A 23,761-nucleotide genomic window follows, 5' to 3' on the forward strand; every position below is an offset into this window, starting at 1 on the left:
ACTACCGCAGCGTCGCCGACACCTCCTGCGACGTCACGAGAATGACCTCGCCGTCGAGGATCGGCTTGGCGACGCCGAAGAAGGTCGCCACCGCGGCGGAGCCGTTGTGGCGGTCCATCGCGGCCTTGTCGGCGAAGCGCTCGTAGGTGGTGAACAGACCGGGCTCGGTCTCGCTCTGCGAGATGAAGAACCCGATCGTCTCCGGCTCGTTGGCCGCGACATGGGCCGCGACGGCGACGAGAGCGTCGCGCATCGTGGCCTCGTGTCCCGCCTTGGCCCTGATGACCGCGGTGATGGTGATCATCAGAAGGTCTTCCAGTCGCCGTCGGCCTCGAACGCCGCCGCCGCCTGGTAGATGGTGGATTCGGCGTAGTCCTTGCCGATCAGCATCAGGCCGACCGGCAGGCCGTCCGAGAGGCCGCACGGCAGGGTCATCGCCGGATGGCCTGTCACGTCGAACGGGCTGGTCGTCGCGGTCATCTCGAAGGCGCGCTGCACCACCTCGGCGAGCGGCGCATCCTTGGCCGGGATCGGCGTGGCGACGCACGGCAGGGTCGGCATCAGCAGCAGGTCGTAGGAGCCGAACATGGCATCATAGGCCGCCTTGGCCTGAATCGCGATGTTGCGCGACTTGGCGTAGTAGCGGCCACGATAGTGCTCGAGGCCCCACTGCCCGACCAGCATGGTCAGCTTCAACGTCACCGACAGATCGTCGGCGCGCGTGCGCCAGCCGGAATGCGCATCGAGCAGACCGACATCGTAAAGGCCCTTCCAGTTGAACCCCATGCCGTTGCCGAGCATCATCTGCACGAGGAAACCTTCGAGCGTGATCGGATTCCATGCCGCCAGCGCATGCATGTGTTCGGGGATCGAGACTTCCGACACGCTCGCGCCCATCTTGGCGAAGCGCTCCGCGCCAGCCTTGACCTTGGCGACCACGCCCTCTTCCATGTTGGGCGCGCTGAAGCCTTCCTTGAGCACGCCGATCTTGAGACCCTTGACGCCCTTGCCGAGTGCCTCGGTGTAGGCCGAGACCTTCGGCGCATATTGCCGGGGATCGAGACCGTCGGCGCCGGCCAGCACTTCGAGCAGCAGCGCATTGTCGGCGACCGACTTGGTCATCGGCCCGGTGTGGTCGATCGTCGATTCGATCGGCATCACGCCGGTGTAGGGCACGAGGCCGTGGGTGGCTTTCATGCCGTAGATGCCGCAATAGGACGCTGGAATGCGGATCGAGCCGCCCTGGTCGCCGCCGATCGCCATGTCGACCTCGCCGGCCGCCACCAGCGCGGCGCTTCCCGAGGACGAGCCGCCCGCCGAATAGCCCATCTTCCAGGGATTGTGCACCGGCGCGGGATCGGAGGTGTGGCTGCCGCCGGACAGGCAGAAGTGCTCGCACACCGCCTTGCCGACGATGGTGCCGCCGGCATCGAGGATGCGCGAGACGATGGTGGCGTCGGCGGCGGGAATGAAACCTTCGAGCGTGGTCGAGCCGTTCATCATGGGAACGCCGGCGAGCGCGACGTTGTCCTTCAGCACGACGCTACGGCCGGCGAGCTTGCCGCCCGCTGCGCCCTTGACCTCGGTCTTGATCGCCCAGGCGTTGTACTTGTTCTCCTTCGGCATCGGCTTGGCGCCCGGCGTGCGCGGATATTTGACAGGCGGCAGCGGGTTCGGCAGCTCATCGATGATATCGTACTGGTCGAACATGCCGCCCATCAGCGACAGATATTCGGCGGCCTCCTCGACCGTCATGTTCATGTGCAGGCTGGCGGCGAGATCGGCGACTTCCTCGGCATTCGGGCGTTTGATGGACATGAGTCATCCTTTCTTGTGAGGACAAGCTGGGCAGAGACAGCAGATTGTCAGTTCAATGGGCCGGCGCAGCTGCGCCGGTACGGGCTCTAGCTCGGGACCATCTGACCTTCCCGGGCCAGGAGAGTCTCACGGTCGAGTTCCTCTGTGATACGCCCCTTCTGGATGTGCAGGATGCGGTCCGATAACGACGTGATGAATTCGAGGTTCTGCTCGACCACGATCAAAGACATCTTCCAGCGCGACTTCAACGCCAGCAGCGTCTCGATGATCTCCTCGATGATCGACGGCTGGATGCCTTCGGTCGGTTCGTCCAACAGGATCAGCTTCGGCTTGGTGCACAGGCAGCGTGCCAGCGCCAGCAATTGCTGCTCGCCGCCGGACAGCGCGCCGCCGCGGCGGTCGAGCAGGCGGACCAGCCGCGGAAAATCCTGCAGCACGGCATCGATGACGCTACGGTCCTCCTTGGGAGCCGCGGCGAGCCCCATGCGCAGATTTTCCATGACCGAAAGGTCCGGAAAGATCTCCCGGCCCTGCGGCACCAGGCCGATGCCGAGCCGCGAGCGCTCGTGCGGCTTCAGATGCGTGATGGTCTTGCCGGCGAACACCACCGAGCCGTCGGTGGTCGGCAGGTGTCCCATCAAGGTGCGCAGCGCAGTGGTCTTGCCCATGCCGTTATGGCCGAGGATGCCGAGATATTCGCCGTCGGCGACCGTCAGGTCGACGCCGAACAGGATCGGGATCCGGCCATAGCCGGACTTGAGCCCGTTGACTTCGAGAAGCGCGCTCATGCCGCCACCTTCTTGCCGAGATAGACGTCGCGGACGCGCTGGTCGGCGAGCACCTTGTCGACGGTGTCCTCGACCAGCACGCGGCCCTGGTGGAACACGGTCACGCGCTTGGCGATCTGCTTGATGAACTCCATGTCGTGCTCGACGACCACGATCGCACGGGTCTGGTTGATCTCGCGGATGATCGCAGCGGTGTGGAAGGTCTCCTCGTCGGTCATCCCCGCGGCGGGCTCGTCGAGCAGGATCAGCTCGGGCTCGGCGGCGAGCACCATGCCGATCTCGACCCATTGGCGCTGGCCGTGCGACAGCGTCGCGACGATGCTGTCGGCGTAGTCGGTCAGCCGGATCATCTCGAGCACGGCATTGACCGCCGGGCCCTGCTGGCGCGGGGTCGCCTTGCGGCGCACCGCCATCCAGATGTTCTCGCGCACCGAGAGGCCGTTGAATACGTTCGGGACCTGGGTCTTGATGCCGATGCCCATGCGCGCGATCTCGTGCGACAGCTTGCCCGCGATCGGCATGCCGCGGAACGCGATGCTGCCCGACGTTGGCACCAGTTGTCCGGTCAGCGTCTTGAAGAACGTGCTCTTGCCGGCGCCGTTCGGGCCGATCAGGCAGCGCAACTCCATCTCCTGCAGGGTGAAGGTGATGTCGTCATTGGCGACGACGCCGCCGAAGCGCATCGTCAGGTGCTCGGCCTTGAGCAGAGGAACGAGGTCTGCCATGTCATTCGGCTCCTGCAGGATGCGGCGCCGCAGCGGATTGCACCGGTGGACCATTGGCTTTCGGCTTGGAGGCCGGCATCAGCCGCATCACGAGATCGCGGGCGGTCGGCACCATGCCCTTCGGCAGCAGCAGCACGAAGATCACCAGCACGCCGCCGAGCACGAGGTTGGAGTTCAACAGCTGCTGCGAGCCGATATAGGCGACGATGTATTCGATGACGACGCAGCCGATGATCGGCCCCAACAAGGTGCCGAGCCCGCCGACCGTGATCCAGATGATGATCTCCGCCGACAGCGACAGGCTGAAGATGGTCGGACTGACGAAGGCGCCCCAGTTGACGTAGAGCGCGCCGGCAAGCCCAGCGATCGCACCGCCGAGGATGAAGGTCAGGCACTTCACCAGCCGCGGGTCGTAGCCGAGCAGCGAGGCCCGCACCTCGTTCTCGCGCACCGCGACGATGATGCGCCCGGCCGGCAACGCCAGCAGCAGACGCAGCAGCAGGAACACGCCGAGCAGCACATAGGCCGTGGTCCACCACGACTGCTCGGGCGACAGCACGGTCGAGGGATCGAACGGCATGTTGAAGGTCGGCACCGCTGGCATGCCGTTGAAGCCGCCGAGCAGCGCCTTGCCGATCTTGTACGCATCGCCCGAGGTCGAGTTGACCGAGTTGAACAGGATCAGGGTCACCGTGAGCGTGATGACGCCGAGATAGACGTCGGAGATGCGGCCGAAGAAGATGAAATAGCCGAGGATCGCCGCGAACGTCGCCGGGACCGCGATGGCCACCAGGATCGCAGGCGTCGAGTCCTGGAAATTGATGGCCGCGATCGCATAGGCATAGCCGCCGAGCCCGAAGAACGCGGTCTGTCCGAACGACAGGATGCCGCCGAAGCCCCAGATGAAGGCGAGGCTGAGCGCCAGCACCGCCATTGCAGCGAACAGCGTCAGCTGCATCAGCGCGAACAGCTCGATCACGCTCGGCACGATCGCAATCGCTGCGATGGCAAGGACGATCGCGCCCACCTGGCCGGAAAGACGGAGGTGCTTGTCCATCACAGGTTTCCCTTGAAGAAGCGCCCGGAGATGCCCTGCGGCAGCAAGCGGATCAGCACGATCGCGGTGGTGAAGACGATCACCTCGCCATAGACGGGCGTGGTGAAATAGGCGCCGATCTGGTTGACCGAGCCGAACAGGCTCGCGGCCGAGAGCGTGCCGGAGAGGATCGCGGCGCCGCCGCCGACCACGGTCATGAACGCCTTCGCGACATAGGCGCCGCCCATCACCGGGGTGATGCCGGAGACCGGCGCCAGCAGGCCGCCGGCGAGGCCGGTCACCGCCGCACCGAGCGCGAACGTGCTCATGTAGACCCGAGCCGGGTTGACGCCGAGCGTCGCCGCCATCGCCGGATTCTGCATCGTGGCGCGCGCGACCAGGCCGAAGCGGGTGTAGCGCATCACGCCATAGATGATCGCCATCATGACCGCCGCCATCAATGCGAGGAACAACGTGTAATAGCTCGACTGATATGAGCCGATCGAGAAGCCGCCGAGCGGCGTCGGCACGCCCTGCTGGGTGTTGCCATAGATCGTCGTGATGATCCCGATGATCAGGAGGCTGAGGCCCCAGGTCGCAAGCATCGAATCGACGAGACGGCCATAGAGGAAGCGGATCAGGCAGCGCTCGATGACAAGGCCCACGATGCCGACGAACAAGGGCGCAATGATCAGCATCGCGATCCAGATGTTCACACCGGCATTGGCGGAAATGACGGTCGCATAGGCGCCGAGCATGATGAACTCGCCATGGGCGAGATTGATGATCTTCATCATGCCGAAGATGATCGCCAGTCCCAGGCACAGCAGGAACAGCGACGAGATTCCATTGAGGACGTCGAGCGCGAGGATGACGTAGATCGCCATGCGGGGTCTTTCCAGGCAGTCCAGGAGACAACGGGTCCCGCCGATGCGGCGGGACCCGAAAGCGCGTCAGAGATTGATGATGTACTGCTTGGTATCGTTCGGGTTCTTGACGAGGTCGCAGACACTCGCGGTGTCCGCCGGCTTGGCGTCGGTGTAGGTCTCCAGCACCGACCATTTGCGGTCCTTCACCTCGGCAAGGAACGCGTTGCGAACCGTGTGATGGGTCGGCTTGTCCAGCGAGACCTTGCCGCTCGGACCATCGAAGACGAGGCCGCTTTCGAGCGCCTCGATCACCTTCATGCGGTCGATGCTGCCGGCCTTCTTGACGCCCTCGGCCCACAGCATCACGCCTTCATAGGTGCACGAGGCGAGCTCGCTGATGTAAGGCGAATCCGGATGCGCCTTCTTGATCTTCTCGACGAAGCTCTTGGAGGCCGGCGTGGTCAGCTCCTCGAAATAGCCGTAGGCGCCAATGACCCCATCGCTTTCCGCCGCGTCCAGCGTCGAGGGCTCGTTGACGAGCCCAAAGGTGGTCGAGGCGATCGGGATCTTCGATTTCATGCCGGCGGCGGTCCACTGCCGGTAGAATGCGGTGTGGTTGCCGCCGACCAGCGCCGACAGGATGAGGTCGGGCTTGGCCGCCTGGATCTTCGAGATGGTCGAGCCGAAATTGGTGACGTCGAGCGGGAAGAAGTCGGTCGAGAGGATCTCGCCGCCATTGTCCTTGCAGTACTTGGTCATCCACTTCGCGGTGATCTGACCGTAATTGTAGTCGGCGGCGATGATGTAGGCCTTCTTTCCCGCCTTCTTCATCGCGCTCGGCACCAGCTTCTCCACCGTCTGCGCAGGCGTCGTGCCGGTGCAGAAGGTGTTGCGGTCGCAGACGCCGCCTTCGTACAGCGTGTTGTAGAAGTACAGCACCTTGAAGCGGTCGAAGGTCGGCCGGATCGCCTCGCGCGAGGCCGAAGTGATGCCGCCGTGGACGACGTCGACCTTGTCCTTCACCGCGAGCTGCTGGGCGTATTGCGAGTACAGCTGGATGTTGGACTGGGTGTCGTAGTGGATCACCTTCAAGGGACGTCCGAGCAGGCCGCCGGCGGCGTTGATCTCCTCGACGGCGAGCTGCAGCGCATAGACCATCGGCGTGCCGGAGGTGCCGATCGGGCCCGACTGGTCATGCAGGCTGCCGACGGTGATCGGGTTCTCGGCCGCGAGCGCGCCTGAGCGGAACACCGCAGGTGCCGCGATCAAGGTCGACGTCGCGATGGCCGAGCGTTGCAGAAAACGACGGCGGGAAAAAGTCATCTGGGTCCCCATCGGTTGGTGATGCTGTTGCACAAGTCGCGCAAAGTTTAAAATTACAATAGTTGAAAAGGCAAGTGTTTTTTGGGGCGCACCTTGCGCGTCAGCGCGAGGCGACGACCGCGAAGTCGTAGCCGTCCAGCTCGGCGAGGTGGATCGGGTGCCGGCCGCCAACCACCGGCTGCGCCTCCGTGCCGCGCGCCGTGCGCCGCTGCAGCGTGCGCCCGAAGAAGCGCCTGAGAACGCGCGCATCGAAGCTCTCGGCGCGCTCGATCAGCGCGGCGAGCGCGTGAATGCCCTCGTAGCAGGACTCGCCATAGCCGTTCGCGGGCGGCGGGTTGTCGCCGAACGCCGTGTAGTAACGCTCCAGGAAGGCGCCGTTGTTGCGCGAGCGCAGCGATGCAAAGTAGCTGGAGGCGACGAAGACGTTCTCGGTCTCGCTGCTGTCGAGTCCATAGACGATGGTCTCGTCGAAGGCCGAGGAGAAGCGCAGAACGTGGCGGCTGAGCCCGGCGGCGCAGAAGGCGCGGCTGAAGGCGATGCAGTCGAAGCCGAGAAAGACCGGGAGAACGACATCGCTGCGCGTGGTCTTGATACGATCGAGCATCTCGTCGAAATCATGCACGCCGACCGGCACGTAGTGCTCTCCGGTGACGACGCCGCCGTATCGCGCGATCAGGCGCTTGGCGATGTCGAGCGAGGAACGCGGCCAGATGTAGTCGTTGCCGCACAGGAAGAAGCGCCGGGCGTGCTTGCACTCCGAGAGCCATTGGATCGCGGGTGCCAGCAATTCGCCGGCGGTCTCGCCCGTGGTCATCACATCGCTGTTCGCCGGCAGGCCCTCGAACTGGGGCGTGTAGACGAACGGCACGCGGCCGCGCGCGGCTTGCGCGACAGGATCGCGCGCGTAGCTCGGCAGCATGCCGACGAGGCCGTCGACGGCGAACTCGTCGACCGCTTCGACCGCGGCCCGACCCGCGCTGGCGGCGGTTGCGCCGGCGTCGATGACGATCAGCTCGACCTGTCGGCGGCGGATGCCGGCGGCCTGGTTCAGCTCGGTCACGGCCAGCCGCCCACAGGCTTCCGCGGAGGGTGCCCACAACCCCGCCGAGCCGCGCTGAGGAATGATCAGGCCGATCCGAACGCTGTGCAAACGTGCCGCCTCTGCTGTTGCAGAGGATTTGCACTCACGAATCGTGCCAAGCGCGTTTTGGCGTCATCGCGGTCGTTCGTGTACCAAAGTTCGCCGATTTTGGTTCTGGAACCTGACGCTGGTCAGAACATCGGCGCGCCGACGCCTATTCGTTAGGCATCCGCTGCCATGGCCTCGATGTGCCGCCGCGACCCGCGACTCACCGCACGGGACCAAGGGTTTTGCGCATCGGATAGGAGGCCGCGGTGCCGAACTTGCCGGCGGGCACGCCGACATCGGCGTAGCCGCGGGCGAGATAGAATCGATGCGCGGTCTCGGTGCTCAACAAGGCGATCTCCCTTGCACCAAGCGCGAGCGCCCGCCGCTCCAGCTCGGCCACAAGCGCCGAGCTGATGCCGCGAAACCGGGCTTGCGGCGACACGTAGTTGACCGTGATCTCGCCGGGATGGGCGAGCCCGCCGACCGCGAGAATCGCACCATCCTCGACCGCGACCAGCAGTGAGCGCCCCTGCCCGTCCGCCCACTGCGCCACGTTCTGGGGTGTCTTGTTGGCCAGCCAGCGCGCCAGGATCTGCGGGTCGCCGCGGTGGTCGTCCCTGCACAATTCGGAAATCGAGGCCCGCAACACGGCGCAGGCCGCCTCGGCATCGTCAGCCGTCGCATCGCGGATGATCATCGCAGCCCCTCTCTCGAACGGAGGGAACGCGATGCATTCCGCTCCTGCTACTCGCGCTTGCCCTGCACCCAGCTCTCGAGCATCTGCAGCGCCGAGGCGCGGTCATCGTCCGAGGCCTTGGCGAAGGCGCGGTTGTAGCTCTCCTTGATCCAGGCTTCGTCCGGACCGGCGCTGTCGCGCGCCAGCGTGAGCCACATCAGTCCGCGCGCCGGCTGGCGCGGCAACCGGTCGCCGTTGAACAGCATCTGACCAAGCAGCGCCTGGGCCTGGTGCTGGCCCTTCTGCGCGGCGAGGCCGAGCCAGCGCGCACCATAACGGAAGTCGTCGCGCGAGGCATCCGCGGTCTTCAGGTACATCCGCGCCAGGTCGTACTGGGCGTCCGCATTGCCGAAATAGGACGCCGCATAGGAGAACATCTCCCGCGCGCGATCCGGATCGGCCTTGACCTTCGTGTTGGGGATGCCGCTCAGGTAATAGCGGCCGAGCGCGACGAAGGCATTGGCGACGATCTGCGCCTGCGGCGCCGACGGGCTGTCCTCCGCATGCGCATTGGCGATGCGGCTGAAATAGTCGAAGGCGCGCATGTCGTCGCGCGCAACGCCATCGCCCGCCGCATACATGCGGCCGAGCTTGAACTGCGCAATCGGGTGACCTTCCTCCGCCGCGTATTGGAGCGCCGTCAGGGACTGCGTGGGTGAGGTCGAGGACGTCGTCGCGGGCAGCGCCTTGCGCAGCGCGCCGGCGCCAGCCTGCTGTCCAGCCACGGGGATCGCCGGCTCCTGGTTGACCGGAGCGCCATCGAACGCGAACGATGGCGTCGGCAACGCGAGCGGGGCAACCCCCAGCATCAATGCGAAAAGGATCCGATCAGATGTCCGCATAGCAATACTTCTCTTGCGCACCACCTGGATGGGTCACGGCGCCCGCCACGGCCGGCCCCACCTGCTGGGCATATTTCCAAAGTGCACCTGACGTGTGATGCGTCTCACGCGGCGTCCACTTGGTCTTGCGTGTCGCCAGCTCGGCATCGCTCAACTTCACGTTAAGGATGCCCGCCTCGGCGTCGATCTCGATGATGTCGCCATCCTCGACCAGCGCGATCGGTCCGCCGACCGCCGCCTCCGGTCCGATATGGCCGATGCAGAAGCCCCGGGTCGCGCCCGAGAACCGGCCGTCGGTGATCAGCGCGATCTTGCCGCCCATGCCCTGCCCGGTCAGCGCCGCCGTGGTCTGCAGCATTTCCCGCATGCCCGGACCGCCGCGCGGCCCCTCGTAGCGAATGACGATCACGTCGCCTTCGCGATAGGTGCGCTTCTGGACGGCGTCAAAGGCGTCCTCTTCCCGATCGAAGCAGCGGGCCGGCCCAGAGAATTTCAAGTTCGACATGCCCGCGACTTTCACGATCGCGCCCTCTGGCGCGAGATTGCCTTTCAGACCGACGACACCCCCGGTTGCAGTGATCGGCTTGTCAGCCGGCATCACCACGTCCTGGTGCGGATTCCACTTCACGCCTTTGAGGTTTTCGGCGATCGTCCGGCCGGTGACTGTGAGGCAGTCGCCGTTCAAATAGCCATGGTCGAGCAACGTCTTCATCAAGAGCGGAATGCCACCAGCCTCGAACATGTCTTTGGCGACATAGCGGCCACCCGGCTTCAAATCCGCGATATAAGGTGTCTTTTTGAAGATTTCGGCGACGTCGAATAAGTCGAACTTGATGCCGGCCTCGTGCGCAATCGCAGGTAGATGCAGCGCAGCATTGGTCGACCCGCCGGACGCCGCCACAACCGCAGCGGCATTCTCCAGGGATTTTCGCGTGACGATGTCGCGCGGGCGGATATTGGCGGCAATCAGCTCCATGACCTGTTCGCCGGCGGTCATGCAGAAGGCATCGCGGATTTCGTAAGGCGCCGGGGCCCCGGCGGAATAAGGCAGCGCCAGTCCAATCGCTTCGGACACCGTCGCCATCGTGTTGGCCGTGAACTGGGCGCCGCAGGCGCCAGCCGACGGACAGGCGACGCGCTCGAGCTCGTCGAGGTCGTCGTCCGACATCGCACCCACCGAATGCTTGCCGACAGCCTCGAACATGTCCTGCACGGTGACCTGCTGGCCGCGGAAATTGCCGGGCAGGATCGAGCCGCCATAGATGAAGATCGAGGGCACGTTGAGCCGGACCATCGCCATCATCATGCCCGGCAGCGATTTGTCGCAGCCGGCCAGGCCGACGAGCGCATCGTAGGAATGGCCGCGAATCGTCAGCTCCACCGAATCGGCGATCGCCTCGCGCGACGGCAGCGAGGAGCGCATGCCGTCATGACCCATCGCGATGCCGTCGGTCACGGTGATGGTGCAGAATTCGCGCGGCGTGCCGCCGGCGTGGGCGACGCCCTTCTTCACCGCCTGGGCCTGCCGCATCAGCGCGATGTTGCAGGGCGCAGCCTCGTTCCAGCACGAGGCGACGCCGACGAAGGGCTGATGGATCTGCGCCGTGGTGAGGCCCATGGCGTAGAGGTAGGACCGATGCGGCGCACGCTCGGGCCCTTCCGTCACATGACGGCTGGGCAGCCTGCGCTTGATGTCGGTCTTCGCGTCCATCGCTGTTTTGGCCTCCCGGTGCTGCGGAGAACGCTCAAAATCCGGCAAGTGGATTTTCGGCAGCCTCACACGCACTGGTTATGTTCTGATCAAAGTATTTCACGACCAGGTGTGGCTAAAAAGCGGCGCGTTTGCGGAGCGCCGGAGATTGTTACCAAAACTTCGTAAACTGTGGCGACGTCGCAACATCCGTGGCCGATGCGCAACCATGTGCGATTGGGCGTGGCAGGGTGAGCCTACTCCGGCACCACCCCGGCGGCGCGGATCATCGGCCACCATTTGCGGATCTCGGCGCGCTGCAGGGTTCCAAGCGCGGCGGGGCCCCGTTGGTCGGCCGCGGGCATCTGCAACCCCAGGTTTTTCAACTGATTTTTCACATCCGGCTCGTCCAGCGCAGCCACCGCCGCAGCATTGAGGGTGTCGACGATCTCCTTGCTGGCGCCCTTCGGCAGCCAGAGGCCCGACCACAGGGTCATGTGGAAGCCCGGCAGGCCGGCCTCGTCGGTGGTCGGAATCTCCGGCGCGGAATCGAGGCGCTTGGCGTCGGTGACGGCGTAGGCGCGGATCGTCCCGGCGCGAACCTGGTTGATGGCGTTGGAGGTCTGGTCGACGATCAGATCGATCTGGCCGGCGACCAGATCGTTCATCGCCGGTCCCGTGCCGCGATACGGCACATATTGCAGCTTGAGGCCGGTGACCTGCTCGAAATAGAGCCCCGCGATGTGGCTGCCGGAGCCATTGCCCGCGGTGCCGGCCGACACGGGATTCGGCTGCGACTTCACCCAGGCGAGAAACTCCGGCAGCGACTTCGCCGGGATATTGTTCCTGCTGACGATGATCATCGGATTGCTCGGCAGCAGCACCACCGGCTCGAGATCGGCTTCGAGGTCATAGCCGAGCCGGTAGACGGCGCCGTTGGCGACATGGGTGCCGAGATGGCCGAAGCTCACGGTGTAGCCGTCGGGCTTCGAGCGGACGGCACGGCCCACGCCGATCGAACCGCCCGCCCCTGTCACGTTCTCGATCAGAACGGGCTGGCCGAGCGTCTGTCTCATGTGCTCGGCGAGGATGCGCATCATCGCATCCGATGGGCCGCCGGCAGCGAATGGCACGATCACGGTGATCGCGCGCGAGGGATAATTGTCGGCGAGCGCCGGCTGCATCAGCGCAAGACACACCAACAGCACGGCGCAAAGAGCTCGTCGCATCACGTCCTCCCTTGTGTCGCACGCACCGGCGGCAGACGCGAATGCGTCTGCGCCGGAGCATGTGCCCGAGGCCGCGGTGCTGGTTGTTAGTTAGAACTGCCCGAAGTCGATCGGCTGGTGACGATCGAGCGTACGGGTGACCGGCGGCAGCGGATATTTAAGTCCTGTCGCGCAATTGAACAGCATGACGCGATCGTTTTTCGTTACGCGCCCGTCGGCCAGGCTCTGCTTGTAGGCGGCATAGGTCGCCGCGCCTTCCGGGCACAACAGCAGCCCCTCCTCGCGCGCGACTTCGCTGAGCGCAGATGAAATCTTCTCATCATCGACCGCGATGGCGAAACCTTTGCTCTCGCGCACCGCGCGCAGGATGAGAAAATCACCCACCGCTTGAGGCACGCGGATGCCGGACGCGATGGTGTGGGCGTCTTCCCACCGGGGCGCATGCTCGACGCCCTGCTCGAAGGCCCGCACCATCGGCGCGCAGCCCGACGCCTGCACCGCGACCATGCGCGGACGCTTGGAACCGATGAAGCCGATCTTCTCCAGTTCGTCGAACGCCTTCCACATGCCGATCAGGCCGGTGCCGCCGCCGGTCGGATAGAAGATCACGTCGGGCACGTCCCAGCCGAGCTGCTCGGCAAGCTCCAGGCCCATCGTCTTCTTGCCCTCGATGCGATACGGCTCCTTCAGCGTCGAGGTATCGAACCAGCCGACCTTGGCCTTGCCCTCGCCGACGATCTTGCCGCAATCGTCGATCAGTCCGTTGACGCGGTAGACGGTCGCGCCCTGCAGCTCGATCTCGCTGACGTTCACCTCCGGCGTATCGGCCGGACAGAAGATCGTGGTCTTGATGCCGCAGGAGGTCGCATAGGCCGCGAGCGCAGCACCGGCATTGCCGTTGGTCGGCATCGCCATGTGCTTGATGCCGAGCGCCTTGCCCATCGACACTGCCATCACGAGGCCGCGCGCCTTGAACGAGCCGGTCGGCAGCCGGCCCTCATCCTTGACGATGATCTCGCCGCCGCCGAGCTTCTTCGACAGCTTGGGCAGGCTGATCAGCGGTGTCATGACTTCGCCGAGGCTGACGATGTCCTGGCATTTGCGCACCGGCAGCAGTTCGCGATAGCGCCACATGTCGGCCGGACGCTGCGCCAGCGCGTCCTTCGTGAGCGCCCGCTTCACGCCTGCGAGATCGTAGCGCACCAGCAGCGGCTTGCCGGCCTTGGAGAGGTTGTGGACCTGATCCGCCGGATAGTGATCGCCTTCCATCGCGCATTCGAGATGGGTGACGAAGGTCGGACGTTCGATGGTGAGATTGTCGCTGGATTTCACGGCAGTGACTTTCTGGCTGCTGTCGTCATTGCCGGGCTTGACCCGGCAATCCATCCGCTTCGCAACGTTTCCCGAAGCGCGATGGATGCGCGGGTCAAGCCCGCGCATGACGAGCGGGGACGGAGCTACATGTTCAGCACGCGGCCGTAGGCGTCGAGCACGGCTTCCTTCATCATCTCCGACAGGGTCGGATGCGGGAAGACCGTGTGCATCAGCTCTTCCTCTGTCGTCTCGAGGTTCATCGCCACGACATAGCCCTGGATCAGCTCGGTGACCTCGGCGCCGACCATGTGGGCGCCGATCAGTTGTCCGGTCTTCTTGTCGAAGATCACCTTGACCAGGCCCTGGTCCTCGCCGAGCGCAATTGCCTTGCCGTTGCCGACGAAGGGGAAGCGGCCGACTCTGACGTCGCGGCCCTGCTCCTTGGCCTTGGCCTCGGTGAGGCCGACGGAGGCGACCTGCGGATGGCAATAGGTGCAGCCCGGAATGAGGTTCTTGTCCATCGCGTGCGGATGCAGGCCCTTGATCGCCTCGATGCAGACCACGCCCTCATGCTCGGCCTTGTGCGCCAGCATCGGGGGACCGGCGACGTCACCGATGGCGTAGATGCCGGGCACGTTGGTCTTGCCGTAGCCGTCGATGACGATGCAGCCACGATCGGTCTTCACCCCGAGCTTCTCCAGCCCGAGATTCTCGATGTTGCCGACCACGCCGACGGCCGAGATCACGCGATCGAACTCGACCGCCTCGATCTTGCCCTTGCCGTCGTCGATCGTGGCGACCACGCTGTCGCTCTTCTTGTCGAGCTTGGTGACCTTGGCCCCGGTCATGATCTTGAGGCCCTGCTTCTCCAGCTGCTTGCGCGCGAGGCCGGCGATCTCGGCGTCCTCGACGGGCAGGATCTGCGGCAGCACCTCGACCACCGTCACCTCGGAGCCCATGGTGCGGAAGAACGACGCGAACTCGATGCCGATCGCGCCAGAGCCGACCACCAACAGCGACTTCGGCATCTTGTCAGGAACCATCGCCTCGAAATAGGTCCAGACCAGCTTCTTGTCCGGCTCGAGCCCCGGCAGCACGCGCGGCCGCGCGCCGGTGGCAACGATGATGTGCTTCGCCTGATAGGTCCCCTCGCCCAGCGCGCCCTTGGGCGCCTCGACGTCGGATTTGGTCACCGTGATCTTGCCGGGCGCGTCGATCGCAGCCTTGCCCCAGATCACCTGGACCTTGTTCTTCTTCATCAGGAAGCCGACGCCGTCATTGAGGCGCTTCGAGACGCCGCGCGAGCGCTGCACAACCGCCTTCGGATCGTAGGAGATCTTCTCCGCCGACAGGCCATAGTCCTTGGCATGCTGCATGTAGTGATAGATCTCGGCCGAGCGCAGCAGCGCCTTGGTCGGAATGCAGCCCCAGTTCAGGCAGATGCCGCCGAGGTAGGACTTCTCGATGATCGCGGTCTTGAAGCCGAGCTGGGCGGCGCGGATCGCGGCGACGTAGCCGCCCGGGCCGGACCCGATGATGATGATGTCGAAGGATGTGTCGGCCATGACGGCTCCCATTCAACTTAAGCAGTCGGAAATCAGACGGTGGGGCTGCGGACGGAGCGTCGCCATCATGGCTCGCATGACGGCTTCCAGGAGCATCAGCAGGGTGCAGATAGCGAATCCGGCGAGCGCGATCGGCGCCCAGATGCCGCGCGACAGCGCCTCGCCGGAGAAGAAGGCAGAATGGATGACGTCGATCCCGAGCGGATTGGCGAACAGCGCGGCGCTCGCCAGCGCCGTGATCCAGGGCCATCGCGTTCTGATGCGCATGCGTTGGCCCCGTTTGCCATCCCGCTCCGGAAAGCAAGATCACACCATCATCATCACGGGATTCTCGATCAGCTGCTTGAAGGCGCCGATCAGCTCGGCGCCGAGCGCGCCGTCGATCGCGCGGTGATCGCACGACAGGGTCACGCTCATCATGCTCGCGATCTCGATCTTGCCGTTGCGCACCACGGGGCGTTCTTCCGAGGTGCCAACCGCGAGGATCGTCGCATGCGGCGGATTGATCACGGCGGTGAAGTGGTTGATGCCGTACATGCCGAGGTTGGAGACGGCCGTGGTGCCGCCCTGATATTCCTCCGGCTTCAGCTTGCGCGAGCGGGCGCGCGCGGCAAAGTCCTTCATCTCGCTGGAGATCGCCGATAGCGTCTTGGTCTCGGCCTTGCGGATGATCGGCGTGATCAGTCCGCCGGGCATTGCGACGGCGACACCGACGTCGGAATGCTTGTGCTTGACCATGCCGCCTTCGGTCCAGCTGACGTTGCAGTTCGGGATCTTCTGCAGCGCCACCGCCATCGCCTTGATGACGAAATCGTTCACGCTGAGCTTGTAGAGCGGCTTCTTCTCCTTGTCCTTGGGAGCCGCCGCATTGATCTCCTCGCGCGCAGCCAGGAGCTTGCCGATGTCGCAGTCGATCGTGAGATAGAAGTGCGGGACGTTCTGCACCGACGCCGTGAGGCGCTGCGCGATGGTGCGGCGCATGCCGTCGTGCGGGATGACCTCGTAGGAGCCGGGCTCGAACAGCGCCAGGATCTGCTTGTCCGACATCGACGGCGCCAGCGCGGGCGCGCCTGTCGCGGCAGGTGCCGCCGACGGCGCGGCCTTCAGGCCCTTGCCGGACTTGGCGTCCTCGACGTCGCGCGCAACGACGCGGCCGTGCGGGCCGGTGCCGGTGATGCGGCCGAGATCGATGCCGGCATCCTTGGCGAGACGTCGCGCCAATGGCGACGAGAAGATGCGCGCATGACCGTTGACCTGAGGGGCCGCCGCAGGCGCGGCTGGCGCAGGAGCCGTAGCCGACTTCGGCGCGGGCGCCGCGGCCGGTGCAGCCGTCGCAGCGGGAGCCGCCGATGCGATGGGCTTGGCCTCGGGCTTGGGAGCTGCCGCAGCCGGTGCGCTGCCGGCGGCCTTGACGTCCTCGCCCTCGCCGGCGAGCACCGCGATCACGTCGTTCACGGGCACGTCCTGCGTGCCTTCCGGCACCAGGATCTTGGCGAGGGTGCCTTCGTCGACCGCCTCGACTTCCATCGTGGCCTTGTCGGTCTCGATCTCGGCGATGACCTCGCCTGACTTGACCTGGTCGCCTTCCTTCTTGAGCCAACGGGCGAGGTTGCCCTTCTCCATCGTCGGCGACAGCGCGGGCATGAGAATGTTGATCGGCATGATCAGTGACCTTGTTTCGACCTGGGGCTGGTGGTGCCCGTATCGGTCGGCCGAGCCAGCTCGGCTTCGAACATCTCGACGATGCGCTGCAGCGCCTCGTCTTCGGAATAATCGCTCTCGCGCGCATAGGCGCGCGCAGCATGACGGGCGACGTCGACCAGGAGCAGCCCCCACACGTCGGGCTCCTCGAACGCGCGCTGGAAGGCGATCGAGAGCCCGCCATCGAGCACGAAGGCGCGCAACACTTCGGTGGCGTCCTCGCGGCCGATTACATCGGGCGGCAGCGGCTGCTCCTTGGGTCCGGCCATCTGGGCGTCCTCGACGGCTTACCGGTAGCAGACGGATTTGGCGGCCTGAACGACCTCCGCGGCCGAGGGCAGCGCGAGCTTCTCGAGATTCGCCGCATACGGCATCGGCACGTCCTTGCCGGACACGCGCGCGACTGGGGCATCGAGATAGTCGAAGGCGTGCTCCATGATGCGCGCGGCGATCTCGGCGCCGACGCCGCTCTGCTGCCAGCCCTCCTCCACCGTCACCGCGCGGCCGGTCTTCTTGACCGAGGCGACGATGGTCTCGGTGTCCATCGGACGCAGCGTGCGCAGGTCGATCACCTCGGCCTCGATGCCCTCCTTGGCAAGCTCATCGGCGGCCTTCAGCGCGTAGGTCATGCCGTTCGACCACGAGATGATGGTGACGTCCTTGCCGCTGCGGGCGATGCGCGCCTTGCCGATCGGGATCACGTAGTCGTCGAGCTTCGGCACCTCGCCGGAGTGTCCGTAGAGCACCTCGTTCTCGAGGAAGATCACCGGGTTCGGATCGCGGATCGCGGCCTTCAGCAGGCCCTTGGCGTCCGCCGCGGAATACGGCGCGATCACCTTCAAGCCCGGCACGTGCGAGTACCAGGACGCGTAGTCCTGGCTGTGCTGCGCGGCAACGCGGGCGGCGGCGCCGTTCGGACCACGGAATACGATCGAGCAGCCCATCTGGCCACCGGACATATAGAGCGTCTTCGCCGCGGAGTTGATGATCTGGTCCATCGCCTGCATGGCGAAGTTGAAGGTCATGAACTCGACGATCGGCTTCAGGCCGGCCATCGCGGCACCGACGCCGATGCCGGCGAAACCGTGCTCGGTGATCGGCGTGTCCATCACGCGGCGGGCGCCGAACTCCTGCAGCAGGCCCTGGGTGACCTTGTAGGCGCCCTGATATTCGGCGACCTCCTCGCCCATGATGAAGACGTCGCCGTCGCGGCGCATCTCCTCGGCCATGGCGTCGCGCAGCGCCTCGCGGATGGTCTGCGTCACCATCTCGGTGCCCGCGGGCACCTCGGGATCGGGCTCGGCCACGCTCTGCGGCGCAGCCACGCCGGTCGGCGCGGGTGATGCCTGCATGGTCGTAGCCGGCTCGGATGGCGGCGCGGATTGCGCGGCCTTCATCTCAGCGGCCGGCGCTGCCGCCTTGCCGAGATCGGCGGCGGTCTCACCATCTGCGAGGATTGTGGCGATCGGGGTGTTCACCGCGACGTCGGCGGTGCCTTCGGGGATCAGAATCTTGCCGAGCGTGCCCTCGTCGGTCGCCTCGACCTCCATCGTGGCCTTGTCGGTCTCGATCTCGGCGATCACGTCACCCGACTTGATCGCCTCACCTTCCTTCTTCAGCCATTTGGCGAGATTGCCCTTTTCCATCGTGGGCGACAGCGCAGGCATCAAAACTTGAATAGGCATATCAGCTCCAGAGAAACAGCTTGCGCGCGCTCAGCGGTAAACGTCGGTGTAGAGCTCGGCGACATCGGGCTCGGGATCGGCCTGCGCGAAATCGGCGGCCTCGTTGACGATCTTGCGCACGTCGGCATCGATCGTCTTGAGATCCTGCTCGCTGACCTTGGCCGCCAGCAGGCGGTTGCGCACCTGCTCGATCGGATCCTGGTCGTGACGGACCTTCTCCACCTCCTCGCGGGTGCGATACTTCGCCGGGTCCGACATCGAGTGGCCGCGATAGCGGTAGGTCTGCATTTCCAGAATGTACGGGCCCTTGCCCTCGCGGCACCAGGCAACGGCCTTCTCGCCCGCAGCCTTCACGGCGCGGACGTCCATGCCGTCGACCTGCTCGCCCGGGATGTTGAAGGAGATGCCGCGCTTGGAGAAGTCGGTCTGCGCCGAGGCGCGCGACACCGCCGTGCCCATCGCATAGCGGTTGTTCTCGATGACGTAGATCACCGGCAGCTTCCAGAGCTCCGCCATGTTGAAGCTCTCATAGACCTGCCCCTGGTTGGCCGCGCCATCGCCGAAATAGGCGACGCTGACCGAGTCGTTGCCGCGGTAGCGGTTGGCGAGCGCAAGGCCGGTGCCGAGCGAGACCTGGGCGCCGACGATGCCGTGGCCGCCGAAGAAGTTCTTCTCCATGCTGAACATGTGCATGGAGCCGCCCTTGCCCTTGGAGTATCCACCGCGGCGCCCGGTGAGCTCGGCCATCACGCCCTTGGCGTCCATGCCGGTGGCCAGCATGTGGCCATGATCACGATAGCCGGTGATGACCTGATCGCCCGGCTTCAGCGCCATCTGCATGCCGACCACGACGGCTTCCTGGCCGATGTAAAGATGGCAGAAGCCGCCGATCGCACCCATGCCATAAAGCTGACCGGCCTTTTCCTCAAAGCGGCGGATCAGCAGCATGTCGCGAAGCGCAGCCAATTCCTGTTCTCTGGTGAATTCCGGCGGCGGGCCGTTGTCTCTGTCCTGCCCTTGTTCCTTTGCGGCGGTCTTCTTCGGTGCGGCCATGGCAATTCCGGATGAGAGAAAAAGTAGCTCTCTCTAGCTCAACTCCAGGAGACGTAAAAGGACCGCGTGGCGCGTCCGAAGGCTTTGGCGTGCCGCGCTGCAATGCACACGAAATATTGCAAATACAATTCCACCATTTTTGGAATCCGACCGCAGGCCGCTACAAAAAAGAGCAGCCATCTCAGCGGATGGGACGCGTGAGGCCAAGCCGGCGACGCCCTCGACGACACCCTCATCGTTGGGATCTCGACGACGCCGACAGCGACCAAAAAACCCGACATATCGAACATCGGCATAACGGATATTCCGACCGAGCAGCGGCAGGGGGTCTCCGTGTTCCTACGGGCCTTCGAATCAATCAATTCTAAACCCTCCGCAGCGCACAATTTTTCCGAATTCATCAACGAAATCAAACAACTCAACGAAAATCCCTGGCTGCCTGGACTGTCCGGCTGCCTGGGCCCTCTGACAGGAACGAACATGGTTCTCACCATCCCTCGCCGCTTTGCGGTTCTGGTCGCGTTATCCATCGGCGTCTGTATCGTCGCCGTGGTCAGCCAGCTGCTGGCCACCCGAACAGCCCTGGTCGAAGAGCGTAAGGCCGCAGTCGTCGGACAGGTGCAATCTGCCGTGTCGATCGTGAAGGGCTTTGCCGATGCGGCGGCGAAGGGGGCCCTGACCGCGGACGAGGCGCAGAACCGCGCCAAGGCCGTGCTCCGCGGCATTCGGTTCGGCAAGAACGACTACATCTTCGTCTACCAGCCGGACGGCGTGAACCTCGTGCTTGGCCCGAAGCCGGATTGGGAGGGCAAGGGTCTGCTCAACGAAAAGGACGCCAATGGTCTGCCCTTCGTACGCGAGTTGATCGCGGCTTCGACCCAGCCTGGTGGCGGCTTCGTCAGCTATATGTTCGCGCGCGCCGGCAGCAGCGTCCCGGTGGCGAAGCTCGGCTACACCATGAAGGCCGATCCGTGGAACTGGGTTGTGGGCACAGGCGTGTATGTCGACGATCTCGACGAGGCGTTCTACGCCTCCGTCAAGGTGACGCTGATCTGGGCCGTCGGACTGATCGCCCTGCTGTGCGTTGCGACCCTGATGATCGCGCGCGGCCTGGTCCGGCCGCTGCAAGCGATCACCCGGACGATGACCGAGCTTGCGAACGGGAATCTCGCTGTGCAGATCCCGAACTCGGAACGGCGCGACGAGGTCGGCGAGATGGCCCGTGCCGTCGAGGTGTTCAAGGTCAATGCCGTCGCCCGCCAGCGGCTCGAGGCCGAGCAGAACGAGCTGGAGGCACGCCAGGCCGAGCAGCGCAAGATCGATACGATGCGCCTTGCGAACGATTTCGAGACAGCGGTCGGCCAGATCATCGAGACGGTGTCGTCGGCAGCGACCGATCTGGAGTCATCGGCCCAGTCGCTCAGCGCAACGGCCGAGCGCTCGAAGGGTCTTGCCACCGTCGTAGCCGGCGCCTCAGGCGCCGCCTCCAACAACGTCCAGTCGGTCGCCGCCGCCACCGAGGAAATGTCCTCCTCCGTGAACGAGATCAGCCGACAGGTGCAGCAGTCTTCGGCGATCGCCAGTGAAGCCGTTGAGCAGGCCCGCAAGACCAATGAACGCGTGGGCGAATTGTCGCAAGCGGCGGCTCGCATCGGCGACGTGGTGGAGCTCATCAACACCATCGCCGGCCAGACCAACCTGCTGGCCTTGAACGCCACCATCGAGGCGGCGCGGGCGGGTGAAGCCGGTCGCGGCTTCGCCGTTGTCGCCTCGGAGGTCAAGGCGCTCGCCGAGCAGACTGCCAAGGCGACGGGAGAGATCAGCCAGCAGATTGGCGCCATCCAGACCGCCACTCAGCATTCGGTGACCGCCATCAAGGAAATCGGCGACACGATCGGCCGGATGTCGGAAATCGCCGCCACCATCGCAGCCGCTGTCGAAGAACAGGGCGCCGCAACCCAGGAAATCTCGCGCAACATCCAGCAAGCCGCCAGCGGTACGAAAGAGGTCTCCGCGAATGTTGCCGACGTCCAGCGCGAAGCAACCGAGACGGGGACGGCTTCGTCCCAGGTGCTCAACGCTGTGCAGTCACTGTCCCAGGACAGCAACCGCCTGAAGGCCGAGGTCCACAAGTTCCTCGCCACCGTGCGGGCCGCATAAGGGGCAGCCCATCAGCGATCGTCGAAGGCCCGCGCGCAGCGCGGGTCTTCCTCGTCATGGGCTTGTCGTGCCTGCGTTCGTTACGCAGACGCGAGGCGAGTCTCACAACGGATGCATCGCGGAGACCGGCTCGCTCAGTTCGGCCGATTGATCCGGATCAGATCACGCGGGTTAGCGTAGCCGAGCTGGAAGCGGGCGCGCTCATCGAGCATGTCGGGATCGACCCGGTCGGAGCGCAGCAGCGACACGCGCTTCTCACCCTCCGCCCGCTCCTGCTTCAGCCGGGCGAGCTCGGAGGTGAGCGCAATGATCTCCTGGTCGAGCTCCTGACGCGCGGTCAGGCCGTAGCGGCCGGTATAGGCGTTGATGCCGAAATAGCCGATGATGGCGGCCGCCATCGTGTAGAGGGCGAGCCCGGTCAGGAACGATTTGAGCCGCGCGCGGGAGACCATGGGCCGGAAGATGGGGCGCCTTGGTTAAGGATCTGCTAATCTACGCCGCGCGGCTTCGTTCCGAAGGTCCCATCACGCGTCACTGGCTGACGGATTGCCGAAGCACCGTGAAACACAAGGTGGCTCGCGACACGAAGCCGAGACGCTCATACAGCGCGATCGCGGCATGATTGTCGTCTATGACGTGGAGAAACGGCGTCTCGCCCCTGCCCCTGATGGCCGTCATCAGGACCGTGACGAGCCTCTGGGCATAGCCAAGGCCGCGATAGTCCGGATGGACACAGACCGCGCTGATTTCCGTGAACCCGTCGAGGCGCATGCGCTCCCCGGCCATGGCGGCCAGTCGCTCCCCGTCACGAATGCCGATGTAGCGGCCCAGCTCGCGGGTCCTGGCCAGGAACGGACCGGGTTTGGTCCGTGCAGTCAGCTCCAGCATCGCAGGGATGTCGCGCTCGTCCAGCACCTCGACCGCGGCATCCCCCACGGGATCGACCGCCCCGACGGCAACCATCTGGCGGACGCTGGCTCTGAGCCGGGCGTCAAGGCCACGCACCTCGCCCGGGGGTGCAGGGGTCACGATCGCAACGACATCCTCGTTGGCAAGGTCGGCGAGTTCAGACCACGCAGCATCGCTGTCGTCCGACATGGCGGCAAATGGCGCAATCGCCGCCGGATAGCGACGAGCATGCGCGGCGCCCTCCGCAAGCGCTCGGTGCCCGGTGGTCAGGGCTGACCAGACGGGGCGATCCAGCGCTGCGTGCTGCTCGGCAGAAAGCTCCAATTTGGACATCGAACCAGCCTCCAGACGATCCGTCCTCAGCTCCGGTAGACCGGCTCTTCGAGGTCGAGCATGCGCTTGACGGCCTCGAGGTGCAACCGAGCCGATTCCGCATCTCCTTCGCGCATCTGGCGATAGGCGGCCTCGGCGATCTCGGGCGCGACCGGCACCACCTTGCGGCCGGTCGACAGCGCCAGGCACTGCACCTGGCAGGCGCGCTCGAGGTAGTAGAGATCGTCCCAGGCTTCGGCGATGGTCGGCGCCAGAACCATGACGCCATGATGCTTCATGAAGACGATGTCGGCATCACCGACAGCCCCGGCGATGCGATCCCCCTCCCGCGCGTCGAGCGCCAGCCCGTTGTAGTTCGCGTCGACCGCGGTTCGCCCATAGAATTTCAGCGCCGTCTGCCCGGCGAAGATCAGCGGGTCGCCTTCGGTCATCGACAGCGCGGTGGCGTAGGGCATGTGGGTGTGGAACGCGACCTTGGCGCGCGGCAGCGCCTTGTGGATACGGGCGTGGATGTAGAAGGCGGTCGCCTCCGGGCGGCCGTCGCCGGCAATGACGTTGCCGTCGAAGTCGCACACCAGGAGCTTCGAGGCCGTCAGTTCGCGGAACGCGTAGCCGTAGGGATTGACGATGAAGAGGTCGTCATAGCCGGGGACCAGCGCCGAGAAGTGGTTGCAGATGCCCTCTTCGAACCCGTGCCGCGCCGCCATCCGGAAACAGGCCGCAAGGTCGATCCGCGCCTGCCAGACGGCCTCCGAGTCGAGATCCGGCTGGTTCGGGCCCGGCCTCGACGACGACGCGGGTGTGAACGAATGGGCCATCGAGCTTCCTTGCAATGCGCATCCTTGCGCAGGTCCGG

At 65.1% G+C, this 23,761-nt stretch carries 23 protein-coding genes; 1 reads left to right on the plus strand and 22 read right to left on the minus strand.

Annotated features, from left to right (window positions below):
• Position 1: 1 nt before the first annotated feature.
• The 19 genes from QW861_RS10115 to pdhA form a co-directional block, all read right to left on the minus strand.
• Complete coding sequence (locus QW861_RS10115) at positions 2-304, minus strand: putative quinol monooxygenase (RefSeq protein ID WP_316170158.1); 303 nt, start codon at positions 302-304, stop codon at positions 2-4.
• Positions 304-1,818, minus strand: coding sequence for an amidase (locus QW861_RS10120; RefSeq protein WP_316170157.1), 1,515 nt, complete (start codon positions 1,816-1,818; stop codon positions 304-306). The genes QW861_RS10115 and QW861_RS10120 overlap by 1 nt, the downstream gene beginning before the upstream one ends.
• An 86-nt stretch (positions 1,819-1,904) precedes the next feature.
• Positions 1,905-2,606, minus strand: a complete 702-nt coding sequence (locus tag QW861_RS10125; RefSeq protein ID WP_316175316.1) for an ABC transporter ATP-binding protein — start codon at positions 2,604-2,606, stop codon at positions 1,905-1,907.
• Complete coding sequence (locus QW861_RS10130; protein ID WP_315711676.1) at positions 2,603-3,331, minus strand: ATP-binding cassette domain-containing protein; 729 nt, start codon at positions 3,329-3,331, stop codon at positions 2,603-2,605. Before QW861_RS10130 ends, QW861_RS10125 begins: the two co-directional genes overlap by 4 nt.
• A 1-nt stretch (position 3,332) precedes the next feature.
• A complete protein-coding gene (locus QW861_RS10135; RefSeq protein WP_316192986.1) occupies positions 3,333-4,388 on the minus strand; it encodes a branched-chain amino acid ABC transporter permease in 1,056 nt (351 codons plus the stop codon).
• Positions 4,388-5,254 carry an ABC transporter permease subunit gene (locus QW861_RS10140; protein ID WP_315711674.1) on the minus strand — a complete coding sequence of 289 codons (867 nt, stop codon included), beginning with the start codon at positions 5,252-5,254 and terminating at the stop codon, positions 4,388-4,390. Before QW861_RS10140 ends, QW861_RS10135 begins: the two co-directional genes overlap by 1 nt.
• A gap of 66 nt (positions 5,255-5,320) precedes the next feature.
• The gene (locus QW861_RS10145) at positions 5,321-6,559 is read right to left on the minus strand and encodes an ABC transporter substrate-binding protein (RefSeq protein WP_315827505.1); all 1,239 of its coding nucleotides are present in this window, start codon (positions 6,557-6,559) and stop codon (positions 5,321-5,323) included.
• A gap of 100 nt (positions 6,560-6,659) precedes the next feature.
• On the minus strand, positions 6,660-7,709 hold the full coding sequence (locus QW861_RS10150) for a substrate-binding domain-containing protein (RefSeq protein WP_315827504.1): 1,050 nt from the start codon (positions 7,707-7,709) through the stop codon (positions 6,660-6,662).
• 199 nt (positions 7,710-7,908) lie between these two features.
• Entirely contained in the window at positions 7,909-8,385 is a 477-nt protein-coding gene (locus QW861_RS10155) for a GNAT family N-acetyltransferase (protein WP_316192987.1), read from the minus strand.
• A gap of 47 nt (positions 8,386-8,432) precedes the next feature.
• Positions 8,433-9,149, minus strand: a complete 717-nt coding sequence (locus QW861_RS10160) for a tetratricopeptide repeat protein (RefSeq protein WP_409977886.1) — start codon at positions 9,147-9,149, stop codon at positions 8,433-8,435.
• Between the two features lie 103 nt (positions 9,150-9,252).
• Positions 9,253-10,977 carry a dihydroxy-acid dehydratase gene (gene ilvD, locus QW861_RS10165; protein ID WP_315827502.1) on the minus strand — a complete coding sequence of 575 codons (1,725 nt, stop codon included), beginning with the start codon at positions 10,975-10,977 and terminating at the stop codon, positions 9,253-9,255.
• Positions 10,978-11,213: 236 nt separating this feature from the next.
• Positions 11,214-12,185 carry a tripartite tricarboxylate transporter substrate binding protein BugD gene (locus QW861_RS10170; protein ID WP_316192988.1) on the minus strand — a complete coding sequence of 324 codons (972 nt, stop codon included), beginning with the start codon at positions 12,183-12,185 and terminating at the stop codon, positions 11,214-11,216.
• A gap of 90 nt (positions 12,186-12,275) precedes the next feature.
• A complete protein-coding gene (locus QW861_RS10175) occupies positions 12,276-13,517 on the minus strand; it encodes a threonine synthase (RefSeq protein ID WP_315711664.1) in 1,242 nt (413 codons plus the stop codon).
• A 125-nt stretch (positions 13,518-13,642) separates the two neighbouring features.
• Complete coding sequence (gene lpdA / locus QW861_RS10180) at positions 13,643-15,064, minus strand: dihydrolipoyl dehydrogenase (protein WP_315711663.1); 1,422 nt, start codon at positions 15,062-15,064, stop codon at positions 13,643-13,645.
• A gap of 12 nt (positions 15,065-15,076) precedes the next feature.
• Positions 15,077-15,331, minus strand: a complete 255-nt coding sequence (locus QW861_RS10185) for a hypothetical protein (RefSeq protein WP_315750952.1) — start codon at positions 15,329-15,331, stop codon at positions 15,077-15,079.
• A gap of 39 nt (positions 15,332-15,370) precedes the next feature.
• A complete protein-coding gene (locus tag QW861_RS10190; protein ID WP_315711661.1) occupies positions 15,371-16,726 on the minus strand; it encodes a pyruvate dehydrogenase complex dihydrolipoamide acetyltransferase in 1,356 nt (451 codons plus the stop codon).
• A gap of 2 nt (positions 16,727-16,728) precedes the next feature.
• Positions 16,729-17,034, minus strand: a complete 306-nt coding sequence (locus tag QW861_RS10195; RefSeq protein WP_015666657.1) for a DUF5076 domain-containing protein — start codon at positions 17,032-17,034, stop codon at positions 16,729-16,731.
• 18 nt (positions 17,035-17,052) lie between these two features.
• On the minus strand, positions 17,053-18,450 hold the full coding sequence (locus QW861_RS10200; protein WP_315711660.1) for a pyruvate dehydrogenase complex E1 component subunit beta: 1,398 nt from the start codon (positions 18,448-18,450) through the stop codon (positions 17,053-17,055).
• A 30-nt stretch (positions 18,451-18,480) separates the two neighbouring features.
• A complete protein-coding gene (gene pdhA / locus QW861_RS10205) occupies positions 18,481-19,503 on the minus strand; it encodes a pyruvate dehydrogenase (acetyl-transferring) E1 component subunit alpha (RefSeq protein ID WP_315711659.1) in 1,023 nt (340 codons plus the stop codon).
• Positions 19,504-19,983: 480 nt separating this feature from the next.
• Here pdhA and QW861_RS10210 point away from each other — a divergent pair, with 480 nt between their 5' ends.
• A complete protein-coding gene (locus QW861_RS10210) occupies positions 19,984-21,663 on the plus strand; it encodes a methyl-accepting chemotaxis protein (RefSeq protein ID WP_315711658.1) in 1,680 nt (559 codons plus the stop codon).
• A gap of 134 nt (positions 21,664-21,797) precedes the next feature.
• On the opposite strand, the gene QW861_RS10215 is transcribed toward QW861_RS10210, so the two are convergent.
• From QW861_RS10215 to QW861_RS10225, 3 genes are all read right to left on the minus strand, one after another.
• A complete protein-coding gene (locus QW861_RS10215; RefSeq protein WP_315711657.1) occupies positions 21,798-22,115 on the minus strand; it encodes a septum formation initiator family protein in 318 nt (105 codons plus the stop codon).
• 79 nt (positions 22,116-22,194) lie between these two features.
• Positions 22,195-22,905, minus strand: coding sequence for a GNAT family N-acetyltransferase (locus QW861_RS10220; RefSeq protein WP_315711656.1), 711 nt, complete (start codon positions 22,903-22,905; stop codon positions 22,195-22,197).
• 26 nt (positions 22,906-22,931) lie between these two features.
• On the minus strand, positions 22,932-23,723 hold the full coding sequence (locus tag QW861_RS10225; RefSeq protein WP_316192989.1) for an aldolase: 792 nt from the start codon (positions 23,721-23,723) through the stop codon (positions 22,932-22,934).
• Between the last annotated feature and the right edge of the window lie 38 nt (positions 23,724-23,761).

It is taken from the genome of Bradyrhizobium sp. SZCCHNRI1029 (assembly GCF_032487555.1).
GTDB lineage: Bacteria > Pseudomonadota > Alphaproteobacteria > Rhizobiales > Xanthobacteraceae > Bradyrhizobium.

What these genes read in the sequence shown, in the direction of transcription:
- QW861_RS10115 (WP_316170158.1), bottom strand. Translation starts at nt 304, where the DNA reads ATGATCACCATCACCGCGGTCATCAGGGCCAAGGCGGGACACGAGGCC.
- QW861_RS10120 (WP_316170157.1), bottom strand. Translation starts at nt 1,818, where the DNA reads ATGTCCATCAAACGCCCGAATGCCGAGGAAGTCGCCGATCTCGCCGCC.
- QW861_RS10125 (WP_316175316.1), bottom strand. Translation starts at nt 2,606, where the DNA reads ATGAGCGCGCTTCTCGAAGTCAACGGGCTCAAGTCCGGCTATGGCCGG.
- QW861_RS10130 (WP_315711676.1), bottom strand. Translation starts at nt 3,331, where the DNA reads ATGGCAGACCTCGTTCCTCTGCTCAAGGCCGAGCACCTGACGATGCGC.
- QW861_RS10135 (WP_316192986.1), bottom strand. Translation starts at nt 4,388, where the DNA reads ATGGACAAGCACCTCCGTCTTTCCGGCCAGGTGGGCGCGATCGTCCTT.
- QW861_RS10140 (WP_315711674.1), bottom strand. Translation starts at nt 5,254, where the DNA reads ATGGCGATCTACGTCATCCTCGCGCTCGACGTCCTCAATGGAATCTCG.
- QW861_RS10145 (WP_315827505.1), bottom strand. Translation starts at nt 6,559, where the DNA reads ATGACTTTTTCCCGCCGTCGTTTTCTGCAACGCTCGGCCATCGCGACG.
- QW861_RS10155 (WP_316192987.1), bottom strand. Translation starts at nt 8,385, where the DNA reads ATGATCATCCGCGATGCGACGGCTGACGATGCCGAGGCGGCCTGCGCC.
- ilvD (WP_315827502.1), bottom strand. Translation starts at nt 10,977, where the DNA reads ATGGACGCGAAGACCGACATCAAGCGCAGGCTGCCCAGCCGTCATGTG.
- QW861_RS10170 (WP_316192988.1), bottom strand. Translation starts at nt 12,185, where the DNA reads ATGCGACGAGCTCTTTGCGCCGTGCTGTTGGTGTGTCTTGCGCTGATG.
- lpdA (WP_315711663.1), bottom strand. Translation starts at nt 15,064, where the DNA reads ATGGCCGACACATCCTTCGACATCATCATCATCGGGTCCGGCCCGGGC.
- QW861_RS10185 (WP_315750952.1), bottom strand. Translation starts at nt 15,331, where the DNA reads ATGCGCATCAGAACGCGATGGCCCTGGATCACGGCGCTGGCGAGCGCC.
- QW861_RS10190 (WP_315711661.1), bottom strand. Translation starts at nt 16,726, where the DNA reads ATGCCGATCAACATTCTCATGCCCGCGCTGTCGCCGACGATGGAGAAG.
- QW861_RS10195 (WP_015666657.1), bottom strand. Translation starts at nt 17,034, where the DNA reads ATGGCCGGACCCAAGGAGCAGCCGCTGCCGCCCGATGTAATCGGCCGC.
- QW861_RS10200 (WP_315711660.1), bottom strand. Translation starts at nt 18,450, where the DNA reads ATGCCTATTCAAGTTTTGATGCCTGCGCTGTCGCCCACGATGGAAAAG.
- pdhA (WP_315711659.1), bottom strand. Translation starts at nt 19,503, where the DNA reads ATGGCCGCACCGAAGAAGACCGCCGCAAAGGAACAAGGGCAGGACAGA.
- QW861_RS10210 (WP_315711658.1), top strand. Translation starts at nt 19,984, where the DNA reads ATGGTTCTCACCATCCCTCGCCGCTTTGCGGTTCTGGTCGCGTTATCC.
- QW861_RS10215 (WP_315711657.1), bottom strand. Translation starts at nt 22,115, where the DNA reads ATGGTCTCCCGCGCGCGGCTCAAATCGTTCCTGACCGGGCTCGCCCTC.
- QW861_RS10220 (WP_315711656.1), bottom strand. Translation starts at nt 22,905, where the DNA reads ATGTCCAAATTGGAGCTTTCTGCCGAGCAGCACGCAGCGCTGGATCGC.
- QW861_RS10225 (WP_316192989.1), bottom strand. Translation starts at nt 23,723, where the DNA reads ATGGCCCATTCGTTCACACCCGCGTCGTCGTCGAGGCCGGGCCCGAAC.